This is a genomic window from Pseudomonas sp. BN415 (assembly GCF_029871195.1).
Taxonomy (GTDB): domain Bacteria; phylum Pseudomonadota; class Gammaproteobacteria; order Pseudomonadales; family Pseudomonadaceae; genus Metapseudomonas; species Metapseudomonas resinovorans.
Genome location: NZ_SSOK01000068.1, coordinates 56,704 through 73,469, shown reverse-complemented (window position 1 = coordinate 73,469; position 16,766 = coordinate 56,704). Strand labels below are relative to the sequence as shown.

At 60.1% G+C, this 16,766-nt stretch carries 13 protein-coding genes, 2 tRNA genes and 4 rRNA genes; 13 read left to right on the top strand and 6 right to left on the bottom strand.

Annotated elements, in window-relative coordinates:
• The first annotated feature begins 176 nt into the window (after window positions 1-176).
• From E8F20_RS26245 to rrf (E8F20_RS26220), 6 genes are all read left to right on the top strand, one after another.
• Window positions 177-1,713: ribosomal RNA gene (locus E8F20_RS26245) — 16S ribosomal RNA — on the top strand.
• A 65-nt stretch (window positions 1,714-1,778) separates the two neighbouring features.
• Window positions 1,779-1,855, top strand: a tRNA-Ile gene (locus tag E8F20_RS26240).
• A gap of 32 nt (window positions 1,856-1,887) precedes the next feature.
• Window positions 1,888-1,963: transfer RNA gene (locus E8F20_RS26235), tRNA-Ala, on the top strand.
• A gap of 231 nt (window positions 1,964-2,194) precedes the next feature.
• A 23S ribosomal RNA gene (locus tag E8F20_RS26230) occupies window positions 2,195-5,085 on the top strand.
• Window positions 5,086-5,221: 136 nt separating this feature from the next.
• A 5S ribosomal RNA gene (gene rrf, locus E8F20_RS26225) occupies window positions 5,222-5,337 on the top strand.
• A gap of 105 nt (window positions 5,338-5,442) precedes the next feature.
• Window positions 5,443-5,558 (top strand): 5S ribosomal RNA (gene rrf / locus E8F20_RS26220).
• The 16S, 23S and 5S rRNA genes sit together here with 2 tRNA genes alongside, the layout of an rRNA operon.
• Before the next feature lie 162 nt (window positions 5,559-5,720).
• On the opposite strand, the gene queD is transcribed toward rrf (E8F20_RS26220), so the two are convergent.
• Together queD and norR are read right to left on the bottom strand one after the other, a co-directional pair.
• The gene (gene queD, locus E8F20_RS26215) at window positions 5,721-6,077 is read right to left on the bottom strand and encodes a 6-carboxytetrahydropterin synthase QueD (RefSeq protein WP_036997744.1); all 357 of its coding nucleotides are present in this window, start codon (window positions 6,075-6,077) and stop codon (window positions 5,721-5,723) included.
• Between the two features lie 117 nt (window positions 6,078-6,194).
• A complete protein-coding gene (norR, locus tag E8F20_RS26210; RefSeq protein ID WP_280286353.1) occupies window positions 6,195-7,745 on the bottom strand; it encodes a nitric oxide reductase transcriptional regulator NorR in 1,551 nt (516 codons plus the stop codon).
• Window positions 7,746-7,896: 151 nt separating this feature from the next.
• Here norR and hmpA point away from each other — a divergent pair, with 151 nt between their 5' ends.
• Genes hmpA through E8F20_RS26195 form a run of 3 tightly spaced genes read left to right on the top strand, consistent with a single transcriptional unit; the run spans window position 7,897 to window position 10,568 of the window.
• Complete coding sequence (hmpA, locus tag E8F20_RS26205; protein WP_280286352.1) at window positions 7,897-9,078, top strand: NO-inducible flavohemoprotein; 1,182 nt, start codon at window positions 7,897-7,899, stop codon at window positions 9,076-9,078.
• A gap of 55 nt (window positions 9,079-9,133) precedes the next feature.
• On the top strand, window positions 9,134-9,391 hold the full coding sequence (locus E8F20_RS26200; protein ID WP_280286351.1) for a transmembrane sensor/regulator PpyR: 258 nt from the start codon (window positions 9,134-9,136) through the stop codon (window positions 9,389-9,391).
• Window positions 9,378-10,568: an NnrS family protein gene (locus tag E8F20_RS26195; RefSeq protein WP_280286350.1), complete on the top strand. Its 1,191-nt coding sequence runs from the start codon at window positions 9,378-9,380 to the stop codon at window positions 10,566-10,568. The genes E8F20_RS26200 and E8F20_RS26195 overlap by 14 nt, the downstream gene beginning before the upstream one ends.
• On the opposite strand, the gene E8F20_RS26190 is transcribed toward E8F20_RS26195, so the two are convergent.
• Together E8F20_RS26190 and E8F20_RS26185 are read right to left on the bottom strand one after the other, a co-directional pair.
• Entirely contained in the window at window positions 10,520-11,407 is an 888-nt protein-coding gene (locus E8F20_RS26190; RefSeq protein ID WP_280286349.1) for a hypothetical protein, read from the bottom strand. The two genes, E8F20_RS26195 and E8F20_RS26190, sit on opposite strands and share 49 nt — an antisense overlap.
• 32 nt (window positions 11,408-11,439) lie before the next feature.
• The gene (locus tag E8F20_RS26185; RefSeq protein WP_280286348.1) at window positions 11,440-12,519 is read right to left on the bottom strand and encodes a patatin-like phospholipase family protein; all 1,080 of its coding nucleotides are present in this window, start codon (window positions 12,517-12,519) and stop codon (window positions 11,440-11,442) included.
• 170 nt (window positions 12,520-12,689) lie between these two features.
• On the opposite strand from E8F20_RS26185, the gene E8F20_RS26180 reads away from it, so the two are divergent.
• From E8F20_RS26180 to E8F20_RS26165, 4 genes are read left to right on the top strand one after another with little or no spacing between them, the layout of a single operon-like run.
• Window positions 12,690-12,998 carry a PepSY domain-containing protein gene (locus E8F20_RS26180; protein ID WP_280286347.1) on the top strand — a complete coding sequence of 103 codons (309 nt, stop codon included), beginning with the start codon at window positions 12,690-12,692 and terminating at the stop codon, window positions 12,996-12,998.
• Entirely contained in the window at window positions 12,998-13,312 is a 315-nt protein-coding gene (locus E8F20_RS26175; protein WP_028630472.1) for a PepSY domain-containing protein, read from the top strand. Before E8F20_RS26180 ends, E8F20_RS26175 begins: the two co-directional genes overlap by 1 nt.
• Entirely contained in the window at window positions 13,312-13,980 is a 669-nt protein-coding gene (locus E8F20_RS26170; protein ID WP_280286346.1) for a response regulator transcription factor, read from the top strand. The genes E8F20_RS26175 and E8F20_RS26170 overlap by 1 nt, the downstream gene beginning before the upstream one ends.
• The gene (locus tag E8F20_RS26165; RefSeq protein ID WP_280286345.1) at window positions 13,977-15,299 is read left to right on the top strand and encodes an ATP-binding protein; all 1,323 of its coding nucleotides are present in this window, start codon (window positions 13,977-13,979) and stop codon (window positions 15,297-15,299) included. Before E8F20_RS26170 ends, E8F20_RS26165 begins: the two co-directional genes overlap by 4 nt.
• Before the next feature lie 382 nt (window positions 15,300-15,681).
• Here E8F20_RS26165 and E8F20_RS26160 read toward each other — a convergent pair whose 3' ends face one another.
• Together E8F20_RS26160 and pnuC are read right to left on the bottom strand one after the other, a co-directional pair.
• Window positions 15,682-16,203: an AAA family ATPase gene (locus E8F20_RS26160; protein WP_280286344.1), complete on the bottom strand. Its 522-nt coding sequence runs from the start codon at window positions 16,201-16,203 to the stop codon at window positions 15,682-15,684.
• A complete protein-coding gene (gene pnuC / locus E8F20_RS26155; protein WP_280286343.1) occupies window positions 16,200-16,766 on the bottom strand; it encodes a nicotinamide riboside transporter PnuC in 567 nt (188 codons plus the stop codon). Before pnuC ends, E8F20_RS26160 begins: the two co-directional genes overlap by 4 nt.

The window sequence follows — 16,766 nt, the reverse complement described above, 5'->3', positions numbered from 1 at the left end:
GAAAGACTTGATCGAAACGCTCTTTAACAACTGAATCAAGCAATTCGTGTGGGTGCTTGTGAGGTAAGACTGATAGTCAACTGATTATCAGCATCACAAGTAACACTCGTGAATTCGAGAGTTTATTTGCGATTGCTGAGCCAAGTTTAGGGTTTTCTCAAAACCCAAGCAGTATTGAACTGAAGAGTTTGATCATGGCTCAGATTGAACGCTGGCGGCAGGCCTAACACATGCAAGTCGAGCGGCAGCGGGTCCTTCGGGATGCCGGCGAGCGGCGGACGGGTGAGTAATGCCTAGGAATCTGCCTGGTAGTGGGGGATAACGTTCGGAAACGGACGCTAATACCGCATACGTCCTACGGGAGAAAGCGGGGGATCTTCGGACCTCGCGCTATCAGATGAGCCTAGGTCGGATTAGCTAGTTGGTGAGGTAATGGCTCACCAAGGCGACGATCCGTAACTGGTCTGAGAGGATGATCAGTCACACTGGAACTGAGACACGGTCCAGACTCCTACGGGAGGCAGCAGTGGGGAATATTGGACAATGGGCGAAAGCCTGATCCAGCCATGCCGCGTGTGTGAAGAAGGTCTTCGGATTGTAAAGCACTTTAAGTTGGGAGGAAGGGCAGTAAGCTAATATCTTGCTGTTTTGACGTTACCAACAGAATAAGCACCGGCTAACTTCGTGCCAGCAGCCGCGGTAATACGAAGGGTGCAAGCGTTAATCGGAATTACTGGGCGTAAAGCGCGCGTAGGTGGTTCAGCAAGTTGGATGTGAAAGCCCCGGGCTCAACCTGGGAACTGCATCCAAAACTACTGAGCTAGAGTACGGTAGAGGGTGGTGGAATTTCCTGTGTAGCGGTGAAATGCGTAGATATAGGAAGGAACACCAGTGGCGAAGGCGACCACCTGGACTGATACTGACACTGAGGTGCGAAAGCGTGGGGAGCAAACAGGATTAGATACCCTGGTAGTCCACGCCGTAAACGATGTCGACTAGCCGTTGGGTTCCTTGAGAACTTAGTGGCGCAGCTAACGCGATAAGTCGACCGCCTGGGGAGTACGGCCGCAAGGTTAAAACTCAAATGAATTGACGGGGGCCCGCACAAGCGGTGGAGCATGTGGTTTAATTCGAAGCAACGCGAAGAACCTTACCTGGCCTTGACATGCTGAGAACTTTCCAGAGATGGATTGGTGCCTTCGGGAACTCAGACACAGGTGCTGCATGGCTGTCGTCAGCTCGTGTCGTGAGATGTTGGGTTAAGTCCCGTAACGAGCGCAACCCTTGTCCTTAGTTACCAGCACGTTATGGTGGGCACTCTAAGGAGACTGCCGGTGACAAACCGGAGGAAGGTGGGGATGACGTCAAGTCATCATGGCCCTTACGGCCAGGGCTACACACGTGCTACAATGGTCGGTACAAAGGGTTGCCAAGCCGCGAGGTGGAGCTAATCCCATAAAACCGATCGTAGTCCGGATCGCAGTCTGCAACTCGACTGCGTGAAGTCGGAATCGCTAGTAATCGTGAATCAGAATGTCACGGTGAATACGTTCCCGGGCCTTGTACACACCGCCCGTCACACCATGGGAGTGGGTTGCTCCAGAAGTAGCTAGTCTAACCGCAAGGGGGACGGTTACCACGGAGTGATTCATGACTGGGGTGAAGTCGTAACAAGGTAGCCGTAGGGGAACCTGCGGCTGGATCACCTCCTTAATCGAAGACATCAGCTTCTTCATAAGTTCCCACACGAATTGCTTGATTCAATTGCGAAGGCGATTGGGTCTGTAGCTCAGTTGGTTAGAGCGCACCCCTGATAAGGGTGAGGTCGGCAGTTCGAATCTGCCCAGACCCACCAATTGTCGCGGGGTCGTATGACCGGTTGACATTGGGGCCATAGCTCAGCTGGGAGAGCGCCTGCTTTGCACGCAGGAGGTCAGGAGTTCGATCCTCCTTGGCTCCACCACTCTCAGTTAGGCAGACCAAGAGCTCAGAATTGAGTATCCCGTGTGGGGTATTGAATTCTGGACTTTGTTTCAGAATCGTTCTTTAAAAATTCGGGTATGTGATAGAAGTGACTTGTTGAGTGTTTCACTGCACTCAATAATTCAAGGTAAAATTTGCGAGTTCAAGCGCGAATTTTCGGCGAATGTCGTCTTCACCCCTATGATCGCAGGCAGATTGCTTGGGGTTATATGGTCAAGTGAAGAAGCGCATACGGTGGATGCCTTGGCAGTCAGAGGCGATGAAAGACGTGGTAGCCTGCGATAAGCTTCGGGGAGTCGGCAAACAGACTTTGATCCGGAGATCTCTGAATGGGGGAACCCACCTAGGATAACCTAGGTATCTTGTACTGAATCCATAGGTGCAAGAGGCGAACCAGGGGAACTGAAACATCTAAGTACCCTGAGGAACAGAAATCAACCGAGATTCCCTTAGTAGTGGCGAGCGAACGGGGATTAGCCCTTAAGCTTCTTGGATTTTAGCGGAACGCTCTGGAAAGTGCGGCCATAGTGGGTGATAGCCCCGTACGCGAAAGGGTCCAGGAAGTGAAATCGAGTAGGACGGAGCACGTGAAACTTTGTCTGAATATGGGGGGACCATCCTCCAAGGCTAAATACTACTGACTGACCGATAGTGAACCAGTACCGTGAGGGAAAGGCGAAAAGAACCCCGGAGAGGGGAGTGAAATAGAACCTGAAACCGTATGCGTACAAGCAGTGGGAGCCTACTTTGTTAGGTGACTGCGTACCTTTTGTATAATGGGTCAGCGACTTATATTCAGTGGCGAGCTTAACCGAATAGGGGAGGCGTAGCGAAAGCGAGTCTTAATAGGGCGTTTAGTCGCTGGGTATAGACCCGAAACCGGGCGATCTATCCATGGGCAGGTTGAAGGTTAGGTAACACTGACTGGAGGACCGAACCGACTACCGTTGAAAAGTTAGCGGATGACCTGTGGATCGGAGTGAAAGGCTAATCAAGCTCGGAGATAGCTGGTTCTCCTCGAAAGCTATTTAGGTAGCGCCTCACGTATCACTCCAGGGGGTAGAGCACTGTTTCGGCTAGGGGGTCATCCCGACTTACCAAACCGATGCAAACTCCGAATACCTGGAAGTGTCAGCGTGGGAGACACACGGCGGGTGCTAACGTCCGTCGTGAAAAGGGAAACAACCCAGACCGTCAGCTAAGGTCCCAAAGTTGTAGTTAAGTGGGAAACGATGTGGGAAGGCTTAGACAGCTAGGAGGTTGGCTTAGAAGCAGCCACCCTTTAAAGAAAGCGTAATAGCTCACTAGTCGAGTCGGCCTGCGCGGAAGATGTAACGGGGCTCAAACTACACACCGAAGCTACGGGTTCGTCGTAAGACGAGCGGTAGAGGAGCGTTCTGTAAGCCTGTGAAGGTGAGTTGAGAAGCTTGCTGGAGGTATCAGAAGTGCGAATGCTGACATGAGTAACGACAATGGGTGTGAAAAACACCCACGCCGAAAGACCAAGGGTTCCTGCGCAACGTTAATCGACGCAGGGTGAGTCGGCCCCTAAGGCGAGGCAGAAATGCGTAGTCGATGGGAAACGGGTTAATATTCCCGTACTTCTAGTTATTGCGATGGGGGGACGGAGAAGGCTAGGCCAGCTTGGCGTTGGTTGTCCAAGTTTAAGGTGGTAGGCCGAACACTTAGGCAAATCCGGGTGTTCAAGGCCGAGAGCTGATGACGAGTGTTCTTTTAGGACACGAAGTGGTTGATGCCATGCTTCCAGGAAAAGCCTCTAAGCTTCAGATAACTAGGAACCGTACCCCAAACCGACACAGGTGGTTGGGTAGAGAATACCAAGGCGCTTGAGAGAACTCGGGTGAAGGAACTAGGCAAAATGGCACCGTAACTTCGGGAGAAGGTGCGCCGGTGAGGGTGAAGCATTTACTGCGTAAGCCCATGCCGGTCGAAGATACCAGGCCGCTGCGACTGTTTATTAAAAACACAGCACTCTGCAAACACGAAAGTGGACGTATAGGGTGTGACGCCTGCCCGGTGCCGGAAGGTTAATTGATGGGGTTAGCGCAAGCGAAGCTCTTGATCGAAGCCCCGGTAAACGGCGGCCGTAACTATAACGGTCCTAAGGTAGCGAAATTCCTTGTCGGGTAAGTTCCGACCTGCACGAATGGCGTAACGATGGCGGCGCTGTCTCCACCCGAGACTCAGTGAAATTGAAATCGCTGTGAAGATGCAGTGTATCCGCGGCTAGACGGAAAGACCCCGTGAACCTTTACTGTAGCTTTGCACTGGACTTTGAGCCTGCTTGTGTAGGATAGGTGGGAGGCTTTGAAGCGAGGACGCCAGTTCTCGTGGAGCCATCCTTGAAATACCACCCTGGCATGCTTGAGGTTCTAACTCTGGTCCGTCATCCGGATCGAGGACAGTGTATGGTGGGCAGTTTGACTGGGGCGGTCTCCTCCTAAAGAGTAACGGAGGAGTACGAAGGTGCGCTCAGACCGGTCGGAAATCGGTCGTAGAGTATAAAGGCAAAAGCGCGCTTGACTGCGAGACAGACACGTCGAGCAGGTACGAAAGTAGGTCTTAGTGATCCGGTGGTTCTGTATGGAAGGGCCATCGCTCAACGGATAAAAGGTACTCCGGGGATAACAGGCTGATACCGCCCAAGAGTTCATATCGACGGCGGTGTTTGGCACCTCGATGTCGGCTCATCACATCCTGGGGCTGAAGCCGGTCCCAAGGGTATGGCTGTTCGCCATTTAAAGTGGTACGCGAGCTGGGTTTAGAACGTCGTGAGACAGTTCGGTCCCTATCTGCCGTGGACGTTTGAGATTTGAGAGGGGCTGCTCCTAGTACGAGAGGACCGGAGTGGACGAACCTCTGGTGTTCCGGTTGTCACGCCAGTGGCATTGCCGGGTAGCTATGTTCGGAAGAGATAACCGCTGAAAGCATCTAAGCGGGAAACTCGCCTCAAGATGAGATCTCACTGGGATCTTGAATCCCCTAAAGGGCCGTCGAAGACTACGACGTTGATAGGTTGGGTGTGTAAGCGCTGTGAGGCGTTGAGCTAACCAATACTAATTGCCCGTGAGGCTTGACCATATAACACCCAAACAATCTGGTGATTGTGGGTGCGACTGGTTGAAGTCGACAGACCGAAAATTGGCCTGAACCGCAAAAACAGACTGTCACATACCTGATTCGGGGTCGCGTCCCAGACGCTACCCCAACCGAATTGCTTGACGACCATAGAGCGTTGGAACCACCTGATCCCATCCCGAACTCAGCAGTGAAACGACGCATCGCCGATGGTAGTGTGGAGCTTCTCCATGTGAGAGTAGGTCATCGTCAAGCTTCTATCCCAAACCCCCGATCCGCGTAAGCGGGTCGGGGGTTTGTCTATTAGTGAAAGCCATAGATTTCGGGATTGCGTCGCACGACGAGATCCCAACCGAATTGCTTGACGACCATAGAGCGTTGGAACCACCTGATCCCATCCCGAACTCAGCAGTGAAACGACGCATCGCCGATGGTAGTGTGGAGCTTCTCCATGTGAGAGTAGGTCATCGTCAAGCTCTTATCTCAAACCCCCGATCCGCGAAAGCGGGTCGGGGGTTTGTCTTTGGGCGCGGGAAAGTTTGCATCGACGAGCAGGGCTGCGGATGCGAGTGATCTGGCGGCTGTTTCCAGTAAAAAGGCCACCTAATAAGGTGGCCTTTTGCATTTCTGATGCTCTGTCAGTCGCCGCGGTATTCGCAGCCACTGGTGCAGGTCTCGTGGATGCGAATGCGTGAGAGCTCCGGGAGCAAGGGCTTGAGCTCTTGCCAGATCCATTTGGCGAGGACTTCGCTGGTGGGGTTTTCCAGGCCGGGGATTTCGTTGAGGTAGTTGTGATCGAGCTGCTCGTAGAGTGGCTTGAAGATCGCCTTGAGCTCGGAAAAGTCGCGGATCCAGCCGGTATAGGGATCGGGCTCTCCCTCGATATAGATGGCCACACGGAAGGAGTGACCGTGCAGGCGGCCGCACTTGTGACCCGCGGGAACGTGAGGGAGCCGGTGCGCGGCTTCGAAAATGAATTCCTTGAAAATTTCCACGTGAGTAACGCTCTTGAGATGATGGCCGGTGTTCCGGTCAAAGCTGGAAAGCCTCGATTTTACCAGCTCTCTGGCGGCCTGACCGAAAAGACAGACGTTGCCGGACGAGCCAGCGCTTCACCTGATGCCCAGACGCTTGGCGAGGCGCAGCAGATTGGCGCGATCCAGGCCCAGTTCGCGGGCAGCTGCAGCCCAGTTCTGTGCCTGGCGCTCCAGGCTCGCGGTGATCAACTGGCGCTGGTAGTGGTCCACTGCCTCACGTAGATCGCCGACCGCTGCAAACTCCGGTTCCTCCACCGGGCGCATGGTTGCCGAGCTCTGGTTGCCAGGCAGTGCGAGATCGCTGGCTGTCAGGGTGAGGATTCGGGGGCGCTCGGTGCAGGCCGCCAGGGCCTTGAGAGCAGCGCGGCCGATCAGGTGCTCAAGCTCCCGTACATTGCCAGGCCAGTCGTAGCCGAGCAGCGCCGCTTGGGCATCCTGGCTGAGACGCAGGCTGCGCAAGCCAAGCCTGGCGCGATTCTCTTCGAGGAAGTATCCCGTCAGCAGCAAGACGTCGCGTCCGCGCTCCCGAAGGGGAGGAACGCGCAGTGGGTAGACGCTGAGCCGGTGATAGAGGTCTGCCCGGAAACGGCCGGAACGCACTTCCTCGGCGAGGTCGCGGTTGGTGGCTGCGATGACCCGCACATTGACTCGGTGCTCGCGATCCGAGCCGACCCGCTGCAATTGTCCGCTCTGTAGCACCCGCAGCAGCTTGGCCTGGATCGCCAGGGGCAACTCGCCGACCTCATCGAGAAACAGGGTGCCTTCATCGGCCAGTTCGAACTTGCCCTTGCGCTCGTTCACGGCACCAGAGAAAGCGCCTCGTACATGGCCGAACAACTCACTCTCGACCAGGGTATCGGGCAGGGCGGCACAGTTGAGGCTGATCATGGGGTGTCGGGAGCGCAGGGAGCGGCTATGGATGGATTGAGCGACCAGTTCCTTGCCGACTCCAGTTTCGCCGCTGATCAGTACCGTTAGCTCGCTGCCACCTACCAGCTTGATTTCCTCCACCAGCGCCTTGTGGGTGGCGCTCTGACCGATCATCTCTTGCGGACGGACCTGCCCGGCGGCTTGGCGGTAGATTTCTGCTAACTGCTGCTCGTCCTGGGCGCGACGCGTTAGGGTGTCCATGCGCTCGGCCGCTTTAACCGTGGCGGCCGCCAGGCTGGCGAAATCCTCGAGAACGTCCAGGTCCTGCCCGTCGAAACGCGACGGATCCATTGCGTCGAGAGTCAGGACACCCCAGGGGCGATCGTCGAGGTAGAGCGGGCAGCCCATGCAATCGTGTACTTCCAGATGTTCCTGGCGGCCTTCCACCAAACCGTCGTAGGGGTCGGGCAGGCCGCAGTCAGCTGCGAAGCGGGTAACGCCACGACCCTCCATCAAGGCTTGCAGCCTGGGGTGTTCGGACACCTTGAAGCGTCTTCCCAGTGTGTCCTGGCTGAGACCGTCTACGGCCATGGGCACCAACTGGTCGCCGTCCAGACGGAGGAGGGCGGTGGCGTCGCACGGCAGGAGCCCGCGCAGGGCCTCCAGCAGGCGCCGATAGCGTTCGCGCTCCGGGAGTTCTCGGGACAGATCGCTGACCAGCGGAATCAGAGTCTGCAGCAGCGGATGGGGTGTCATTATGACTCCGATATGTCGTTATGACTTGTTCGCAAGTGTAGTCAGAAAAACTCGATAAGTCATAAGTTATTGATTTATAAGGGCTAAAAAATTGGCACGAATGATGGATTAGAAGGTGCAGAACGAACCAACCCGATAACGGAGTCCCAACATGCTGTCCAGCCAAGTTCGCGCCATCGTCAAGTCCACCGTCCCCCTGCTGGAAACCGGCGGCGAAGCCCTGACCACCCACTTCTACAAGATGATGCTGTCCGAGTATCCGGAAGTTCGCCCGCTGTTCAACCAGGCCCACCAGGCCAGCGGCGACCAGGCCCGCGCCCTCGCCAACGGCGTGCTGATGTACGCCCGCCACATCGACCAACTTGAAGTGCTGGGCCCGCTGGTGAACCGCATCGTCGCCAAGCACGTTGCCCTGCAGATTCTGCCGGAGCACTACCCGATCGTCGGCACCTGCCTGCTGCGCGCCATCCGCGAAGTGCTGGGCGACGAGATCGCCACCGACGAAGTCATCTCCGCCTGGGGCGATGCCTACAACCTGCTGGCCGGCCTGCTGATCGGCGCCGAGGAAGAAGTGTATGCCGCGAGCGCCCATGCCGTCGGTGGCTGGCGTGGTGGCCGCAGCTTCTGCGTCGAGCGCAAGGTGCAGGAAAGCGCGGAGATCACCTCCTTCTACTTTGTGCCGGCAGACGGCGGCGCGGTGATGGACTTCACCCCCGGTCAGTTCATCGGCCTGCGCCTGGATATCGATGGTGAGGAAGCGCGCCGCAACTACTCGCTGTCGGCCGCCCCGAACGGCCGCGACTATCGCATCAGCGTCAAGCGCGAGGCAGGCGGCAAGGTGTCCAACTTCCTCCATGACCGTGTCCAGGAAGGGGACCTGCTGGAGCTCTTTGCGCCGGCCGGCGACTTCATCCTGCGACCGAGTCAGAAGCCCCTGGTGCTGATCACCGCCGGTGTCGGCATCACCCCAGCCCTGGCGATGCTGGAAGCCGCCCAGGACAGTGGCCGTCCGATCCACTTCATCCATTGCGCGCGCAACGGTGCGGTGCATGCCTTCCGCGACTGGATCGAAGCGAAGGCCGCGGCCATCCCTCAGCTCAACCACTTCTTCTGCTACAGCGAGCCCCATGCGGATGACCAGCCCCATGCCACCGGATTTCTGAGTCGCGAGCGGCTGGCCCAGTGGCTGCCCGCCGAGCGTGACTTGGATGCCTACTTCCTGGGCCCGAAAGGCTTCATGGCCCAGGTCAAGAAGCACCTGCGCGAACTCGGTGTACCGGAAGCCCAGAGCCGCTACGAGTTCTTCGGACCGGCCGCTGCGCTGGAGGCCTGACCCCAATCGCCCGGCGCCAAGGAGCGCCGGGCAACCTAACGAGGAGTGCGAGATCATGACCAGTCTGTTCGGATGCCCCCAACGCCTGCTGCAACTCTCCCACATGTTCCTTTGGGCCGGCCTGGCCCAACTGCTGCTCGGCATCGTCGGGGCCTACTATCTGGAAGCGCACCTGGGCCTGCTGATGCTGGTTGGCGCCCACGGCCTGTCGATCCTCGGGCCGACCCTGATCAAGCTGGGTTATGTGATGCGTCTGACCGCCCAGTACCAGATGCGCAAGGAGCAACGGGAGCTGGCCTGTGCAACTGCTTGATGCTTCGCGGGAGCTGGCGATCAGGCCGATCTGGCGCCTGGGCTTCCGTCCCTTCTTTCTCTTCGGCACGGCCTTCGCACTCTTGGCCGTGCCGCTCTGGTTGATGGCCCTCCACGGCCGGCTCGGCCCCTGGCAACCGGCGGGTGGCTGGCTCGCCTGGCACCGCCACGAAATGGTGTTCGGCTTCGGCGGCGCCATCATTGCCGGCTTCCTCCTCACTGCCGTACAGAACTGGACCGGCAATCCCGGCTTGCGCGGTCGTGCCCTGGCCGGCCTGGCGCTGCTCTGGTTGGCCGCCCGCCTGGCCTGGGTGCTGGGCGCGCCTCTGACGCTGCTGATCCCCCTGGAGCTGGCCTTCCTCCCTGCCGTGGCCCTTGTGCTGCTGCGCAGCCTGTGGAGCGTGCGCCAGCGTAACAACTACCCGGTGGTGCTGGTCCTGAGCCTGCTGGCGGCGGCCGATGCCCTAGTGCTCTGGGGGCTGGCTGTCGGCAACGAAGCCTTGGAGCGCCAGGGCGTACTGGCGGCGCTCTGGCTGGTGGCGGCGTTGATGGGGCTGATCGGCGGGAGGGTGATTCCGTTCTTCACACAGCGTGGCCTGGACCGCACCCAGCAGGCCAAGGCCTGGCCCTGGCTGGACTGGAGCTGCCTGGCGGGTAGCGTCCTCCTGGCTGCCAGCTTCGCGGCGGGCTCCGGCCTGCAGCGATCACCTTGGCTGGCGATCCTCTGCTTGCTGCCGGGCCTCGGCAACCTGCTGCGCCTGGCGCGCTGGTACGACGCTGGCGTCTGGCGGGTGACGCTGCTCTGGCCGCTGCACCTGGCCTTTGCCTGGCTGTCCGCGGCGCCCCTGGCGCTGGCGGCTTGGCACCTCGATCTGCTGGGCAATCCGAGCCTGGCCCAGCACGCGCTAGGTGTCGGGGCCATGGGGGGACTGATCCTGGCGATGATCGCGCGGGTCAGCCTGGGGCATAGTGGTCGTCCCTTGGACGCGCCTCGCGCAATGGGGCCGGCATTCGCGTTGCTCAATCTGGGAGCCGTCGCCCGTGTGCTGCTGCTTCCGCTGCTGGGCAGTCCGGCGTTCTGGCTGGCGGGCCTGTGCTGGGCGGTGGCCTTCGCGCTGTTCCTGCGGCACTACGCGGTGCTGCTGTGCACCCCGAGGCTGGACGGTAGGCCGGGCTGAGGTACCGGCGCCGGACGGCCGCAGGACTGCAGCAGCTCGCGCAGGTGGCGGGCCAGATAGTCTTGGAAACGCGCGTCGTTCCAGTACTCCAGATGGCTCAGCGGCGTGTGGCGCCGAAACCAGGAGCCCACTGCCATGGGGCGGTCTTCATGCACCACGGCAGCGTAGCCTTGCACTGGACGCAGCGGGTAACCGAGCAAGTCGGCCGGCGCGTAGACGTTCAGCCAGCGTGCCGAGCGCGTCAGGCGTTCATCGAGACAGTGGCCTGGAAAACGGATCGGCTGGACCGGGTCGTAGGCGAAGGTGAAGAGCGGGATGTTGCAGCCGAAGGTGACCAGGCCTGCCAGGGTCTCCATGGCAATGAAAGGATCGCGCGGGCAGCTCGGTGTGGCATTGAGCTTCTGCTGATCCCAAATGTAGTTGGAGATGATGTGTCCGCCGAGGGAGTGGGCCAGTATCACCAGCGGGGTATTCGGCTCGACCTTGGCGCGCAATGCATTGAGACCGTTGCGCACACACTGGTGGACTTGTTCGTAGGTGGTGTCGTAGGCCTGGCTGACCTTGCGGTAGCCGCTGGCATCACCGAGGAAGAGGGTGACCATGCGCCGCATCCAGCGCCAGCGAACCGGCTCGTGTTCGAGCTTCTCCAGATAGTCCAACTCGCGTTTGTCCAGCACGCTCGCCCAATAGAGTGACTGGAAGGCAATGTCATCCGCCTCCACGCCCAGGCGTTTGCGCAGTCCAGCGATCAGGCCCTGGGCGAATGCGTGTTGTCCCTCCGCATTCTGCGTGTCCTGCTGGTTGCCGATGCCATGGATGATGGCAACTGCGAGTTTCATCCCTGTACTCCCTTCGCTCCGTGCGTCTGAGGTCAGAGGTTTTGCAAGCGTTCGCCTAGCTTGCCGTTGTCCACCAGTTCGAGGAACTCGTCGCCCAGGCGCTGGCTCTCTGCCATGGCTTTGCGCCAATAGCGCTCGCGGCCTGCGTCGTCGCCCAGATATCGCTTGAAGTCCTTGCGGTCTGGCAGTTTGCCATGAGGCAGCGTGGCCAGGTACTCGCGCGAGGGAGAAATCAGCAGTACATCCTGTAGTCGCTCGGCATCGCCCTTGCGCCAGGGCAGCCCTTTGTCAAACCAGCCGGGCACCACTTTGTCGGTGAAATGCGGATAGAGCACGACACCGCCCGGGTTGTAGGGCAGGTCGAGGTGGTAGTCGAGCAAGCCGCCGTCGCGGTACGTGCCGGGGCCGGCCCCCGGGATATTCCGCACGCCTTCCATCACCATGGGGATCGAGCCCGAGGCGAGCAGGGCATGGCGCAGGTTCCCCGTGTCCAGTGCGTGGAAGCGTGAGGGGAAGTCGGACAGCGGTGCCAGCGGTGGGTTCTGGCGGGCATCGTGGAGGATGACCCGCTCGAAGTGCCTTGCCAGGTGCGGGCGACCCAGCAGGTTGCTGCCGATTACCGACGACAGCCCCAGGCCCAGCGCGCCGCGGCGGTCGTGGGCAAGCAGGCCGTGGCTTTTCACCACGACGACGTTCAGGCGGTAATGGGGGGCGGCCAAGACCTTCGCGTCCTGGCCTTGGAGCAGCTCATCCAGCATCAGGCCGCAAAGGCGGCTGACTTCCGCCATGCTCACCCCTTTGGGGAATCGCTGGGTGGTATACAGCTCGCCCAGTCGGCGAATGCCGTCGACAGCGTTTGGCAGACAGGCGCTTGCGAAGCGCCAGGAACCGATGGAGGCGCCGATCAAGGCGCGCTCACGCGGTGTACGCGGCAGCCACTCACCGAACAGCGCCAGGTCCAGGCCCTGGATCCCCAATGCCTTGGGGCCGCCTGCCGCACCCGGCAGGATGCCGACATCTGCCGGCTTCAGACCCTGCCCACGGATGTGCGCCAAGGCGCGACGTCCTGCTCGGAGAGTGATGGCGGGAAACTTTATCTGGATGGCGCTCATGCGAGTCTCCTGGAAGCAAGGCAGCGATTATAGTGGCGACCCCGTCAAGGCCAAGTTTCTTCAGAGTGTGAATGATCCGTCCCAAGTGTTAAGGCGAATTCAGCTTCAATTAAGTCGTCCCGGGTATCTTGCACCCATCGAAAGCACACAAGCTCCCGAGGAAATGACTCATGAAGAAACTCACTACCCTGTTCGCCATTGCTACACTCGCTGCCACCGCTGGTATCGCCCAGGCTCGTGATCTCGGCCCGGACGAAGCCCTGAAGTTGCGTGACGCCGGTACCATCCAGTCGTTCGAGAAACTCAATGCCGCGGCCATCGCCAAGCACCCCGGCAGCACCATCAACGAAACCGAACTGGAAGAAGAATACGGCCGCTACGTCTATCAGGTGGAACTGCGTGACGCCCAGGGCGTGCAGTGGGACCTGGAACTTGATGCCACCAACGGTCAGATCCTCAAGGATCACCAGGACGACTGATGCGCTGGATCCTTCGCTACAGTGGGATCATTGCCCTGATTCTGGCCATTTTCGCCCTTGAGGCGGTGGCCAGGGACCTGGATCAGGACGAGGCCCTCAAGCTCCGTGAAGAGGGCGTCATCCTGCCCCTCGACCAGCTTCTGCGCAGCGCCCTGGGGCTTTACCCCGGGGCGCGTCTGCTGGAGGCCGAGCTGGAAGAGGAGGACGACGTCTACATTTACGAGGTGGAGCTGGTTACCGCCGATGGCACGGTACGTGAACTGGAACTGGATGCCCGCGACGGGCGCATTCTGAAGGACGAGGAAGACGACTGATGCGGTTGTTGGTGGTAGAGGACCATGTACCCCTGGCCGATGAGCTGACCAACAGTCTTGGTCGCCAAGGCTACGCCGTGGACTGGCTGGCCGACGGCCGCGACGCGTTGCACCAAGGGGCCAGCGAACCCTATGACCTGATTATTCTCGACCTCGGCCTACCTGGTAAGCCGGGGCTGGAGGTGCTGCAGGAATGGCGCGCGGGTGGCGTGTCGACCCCGGTACTGGTCTTGACTGCGCGCGGTTCCTGGGCCGAGCGGATTGAAGGGCTCAAGGCGGGTGCCGACGACTATCTGACCAAGCCCTTCCACCCAGAGGAGCTGGTCTTGCGCATCCAGGCGCTGCTCCGTCGCGCGCACGGCCTGGCCAACCAGCCGCAGCTGGAGGCGGCTGGTCTGCAGCTGGATGAAGGGCGCCAGTGTGTCAGCCGAAATGGCGAGGAGGTCCAACTGACCGCCGCCGAGTTCCGCCTGCTGCGCTACTTCATGCTGCACCCTGGTCAGCTCCTGTCCAAGAGCCACCTGGCCGAGCACCTCTACGACGGTGAAACCGAGCGGGACTCCAATGTGATCGAGGTGCATGTCAATCACCTGCGCCGCAAGCTGGGTCGCGAGGTCATCGAAACCCGTCGCGGCCAGGGCTATCGCTTCACCGGTGAGGGCCGATGAGGTCGATTCAGCGCCGGCTCAGCCTCGGGCTGGTTGGCGTGTTGTTGGTGGTGGGACTGGTCCTGGCGCAGACGAGTCTGTGGTTGTTCGACCTGGGGCTGCGGCGCTACCTGGCCGAAGGCCTGCGCAGCGAAGCCGAGCTGCTGCTAAGTGCCCTGGTGCGAGGCCCCAATGGGATTCAGCTCGACGAGAAGCGTCTGAATCCTGCCCATCAGCAACCCTATTCCGGCCGCTATTTCATCATCGACCTGGGCGAAGAGACTTGGCGTTCCCGTTCGCTCTGGGATGCGGAGCTGTCGATGCCTCAACAGAAGGGATTGGCCGATAGCTTGCTGCCAGGGCCCGCTGATCAGGAGTTGTTGACTTGGCGCGGCGATTACCGACGCTTCGGGCGGCCCGTGCGAATTGCCGTGGCGCAAGACTACACGCCGATACTGGAAAGCTTCCGTCAGGTGCAGTGGACGGGCTTTGCCCTGGGCGTGACCGGGTTGCTGCTTATCCTCGCCCTGCAACGCGTCACAGTACGCCGGGCATTGCGTCCACTGGAGGATGTTCGCCAGCAAATTGCACAGTTGCAGCAAGGTCAGCGCAGTGAGCTGGACAGCCACGCTCCCGAAGAACTGGCGCCCCTGGTGGCACAGGTCAACCACCTGCTCAATCACACCGAGGACACCCTCAGGCGTTCCCGTAACGCCCTGGGTAACCTTGGTCATGCGTTGAAGACGCCGTTGGCAGTAATGGTCAGCCTGGCCGACCGTGAAGAGCTGCAAGATAAACCCGCCTTGCGCGCGACCTTGCTTGAGCAATTGGCGCAGATCGAGCAGCGTCTGGCGCGCGAGTTGGGGCGTGCGCGCCTGACTGGCGAGGCGCTGCCAGGCGCGCACTTCGATTGCACCGAGGAGTTGCCCGGCCTGTTCTCCACCCTGGCGATGATCCACGACCGTGGGTTGGACCTGGACTGGGACGCCCCCGAGGGTTTGCGTCTGCCCTGGGACCGGGAGGACCTGCTGGAACTGCTCGGTAACCTGCTGGATAACGCGTGCAAGTGGGCGGAAACCCAGGTCAACCTCACCATTCGCAGCGGGGAGGGCGGTTACAGCCTGATGGTGGACGACGATGGCCCCGGAATTGCCGAAGACAAGCGCGAGGAAGTCATCGGGCGTGGGGCGAGGCTGGATGAGCAGGTGGCCGGGCACGGCCTTGGGCTCGGCATCGTGCGTGACATAGTCGAATCCTGGAATGGCCGCCTGAGCCTGCAGGAAAGCCCGCTGGGTGGCCTGCGGGTGCGCATCGAATTGCCGGCTGCGCAAGCCTCATAGGTTGGTCCTGAGCCTTCGGGGCACACATACTTTTTTATGGGCCGCAGCCTGCTGCTGGATGCATTCGCATCTGTTGTCGGGGCGAATTCATTTGAACTTGGGAAGCCACGTCTTTAGGGCGTGGTCATGAGTCATTGGCTCTGCCTGTGATGATCGAACTGCCTGAGTTACAGGATGAAGTCGGATTGTCAGTAGCCCGTATGAAGTCGGGGGGAAAGCCCAATCACCGCTCCCGGATTTCATCCGGGCTACCATCTGGCAGGCTGCATCCGCGATGCCCCCCTATAGAGGGCTCCAGTTTCTACGAGCGTGGATGTTACTCGCCAAGCGGATCGAAGGTTCGCCCTTCAACCTCGATAACAACGTTTTGCAGCGCCTAAGGTCAGCGGAGCCAGCGAGCAACCCGCTGCAGGACCTGCCAGCGGCGAGTCTCCCAATCGCCCTCGATCACTTCAAAGGCCTGGCCAGCGCCTGCCAGCCAGGCGCGGCAATCCTCGAAGAAGGCTTGGCGCTCGGCCAACTCCGGCTGGCAGCGCTGGCCGTCATCTACCCATTCCACGTGTTGCGGGCTCAGCAGCAGATGCAGGTCGTAATGGCGTGCCCGCAGCTCGGCCTCCAGCCAGCCGGGGCAATCGTCGAACAGCTTGCGGCTCCAGAGGATGTTGCTGAGCAGGTGCGTGTCCAGGATCAGCAGGGGGGGCGCCTTGGCGCGTGCCCGGTCTTCCCAATCGAGCTGGCCACGGGCGATAGCAGGGATGTCGGCATAGCACGTGTCGCGCTGCTCGCGGTCGATGAAGTGGCGCACGTACTCGCCCACCAGCAGGCCGCCGAACCTGGCCTGCAGCTCCGCCGCAAGCCAGCTCTTGCCGCTGGACTCGGGCCCGGTAAGCACCAGTACTTTCATGCCGTGGCGGGCTCCAGCTCGCGTCGCCAAGTGCGCCAACCCTGCACGGCCAGCAGGGTGAAGAGACCGTAGAGTCCGGCGGTCAGGTACAGGCCCTTGCTGAGGAACAGCAGGACGAAGAGCAGGTCGACCACAATCCAGAGCAGCCAGCATTCCAGGCGTTTGTGCGCCATCCAGAACTGAGCCACAAGGCTGAAGGCCGTGAGCGCAGCGTCCCACCAGGGTGCTGCGGCGTCGGTCCAGGTCGCCATGCCATAGCCCAAGGCCAGGCTGCCGGCTGTTCCCGCCAGCAGACCCAGGCTCAGTGGTCGTGCGCCCAGACGGCTGACCTGGCGACCATCATGCTGGAGGCCACCACGGGGCCACTGCCACCAGCCGTAAAGTTGCAGCGCGGCATAAATCAGCTGCAAGAGCATGTCCGAGTACAGCTTCACCTCGAAGAAGATCCAGCTGTACATCAGCACCATGATCAGGCCGATTGGCCAGCACCAGGGGTTCTGCCGGACAGTGAGCCATACCGCCAGCACGCCGAGGGCCGCGGCGCTGAGTTCGAAAGAAGACAC

Coding starts and splice junctions, on each gene's coding strand:
- norR (WP_280286353.1), bottom strand. CDS start 7,745: ATGACACCCCATCCGCTGCTGCAGACTCTGATTCCGCTGGTCAGCGAT.
- hmpA (WP_280286352.1), top strand. CDS start 7,897: ATGCTGTCCAGCCAAGTTCGCGCCATCGTCAAGTCCACCGTCCCCCTG.
- E8F20_RS26200 (WP_280286351.1), top strand. CDS start 9,134: ATGACCAGTCTGTTCGGATGCCCCCAACGCCTGCTGCAACTCTCCCAC.
- E8F20_RS26190 (WP_280286349.1), bottom strand. CDS start 11,407: ATGAAACTCGCAGTTGCCATCATCCATGGCATCGGCAACCAGCAGGAC.
- E8F20_RS26185 (WP_280286348.1), bottom strand. CDS start 12,519: ATGAGCGCCATCCAGATAAAGTTTCCCGCCATCACTCTCCGAGCAGGA.
- E8F20_RS26180 (WP_280286347.1), top strand. CDS start 12,690: ATGAAGAAACTCACTACCCTGTTCGCCATTGCTACACTCGCTGCCACC.
- E8F20_RS26175 (WP_028630472.1), top strand. CDS start 12,998: ATGCGCTGGATCCTTCGCTACAGTGGGATCATTGCCCTGATTCTGGCC.
- E8F20_RS26170 (WP_280286346.1), top strand. CDS start 13,312: ATGCGGTTGTTGGTGGTAGAGGACCATGTACCCCTGGCCGATGAGCTG.
- E8F20_RS26165 (WP_280286345.1), top strand. CDS start 13,977: ATGAGGTCGATTCAGCGCCGGCTCAGCCTCGGGCTGGTTGGCGTGTTG.
- E8F20_RS26160 (WP_280286344.1), bottom strand. CDS start 16,203: ATGAAAGTACTGGTGCTTACCGGGCCCGAGTCCAGCGGCAAGAGCTGG.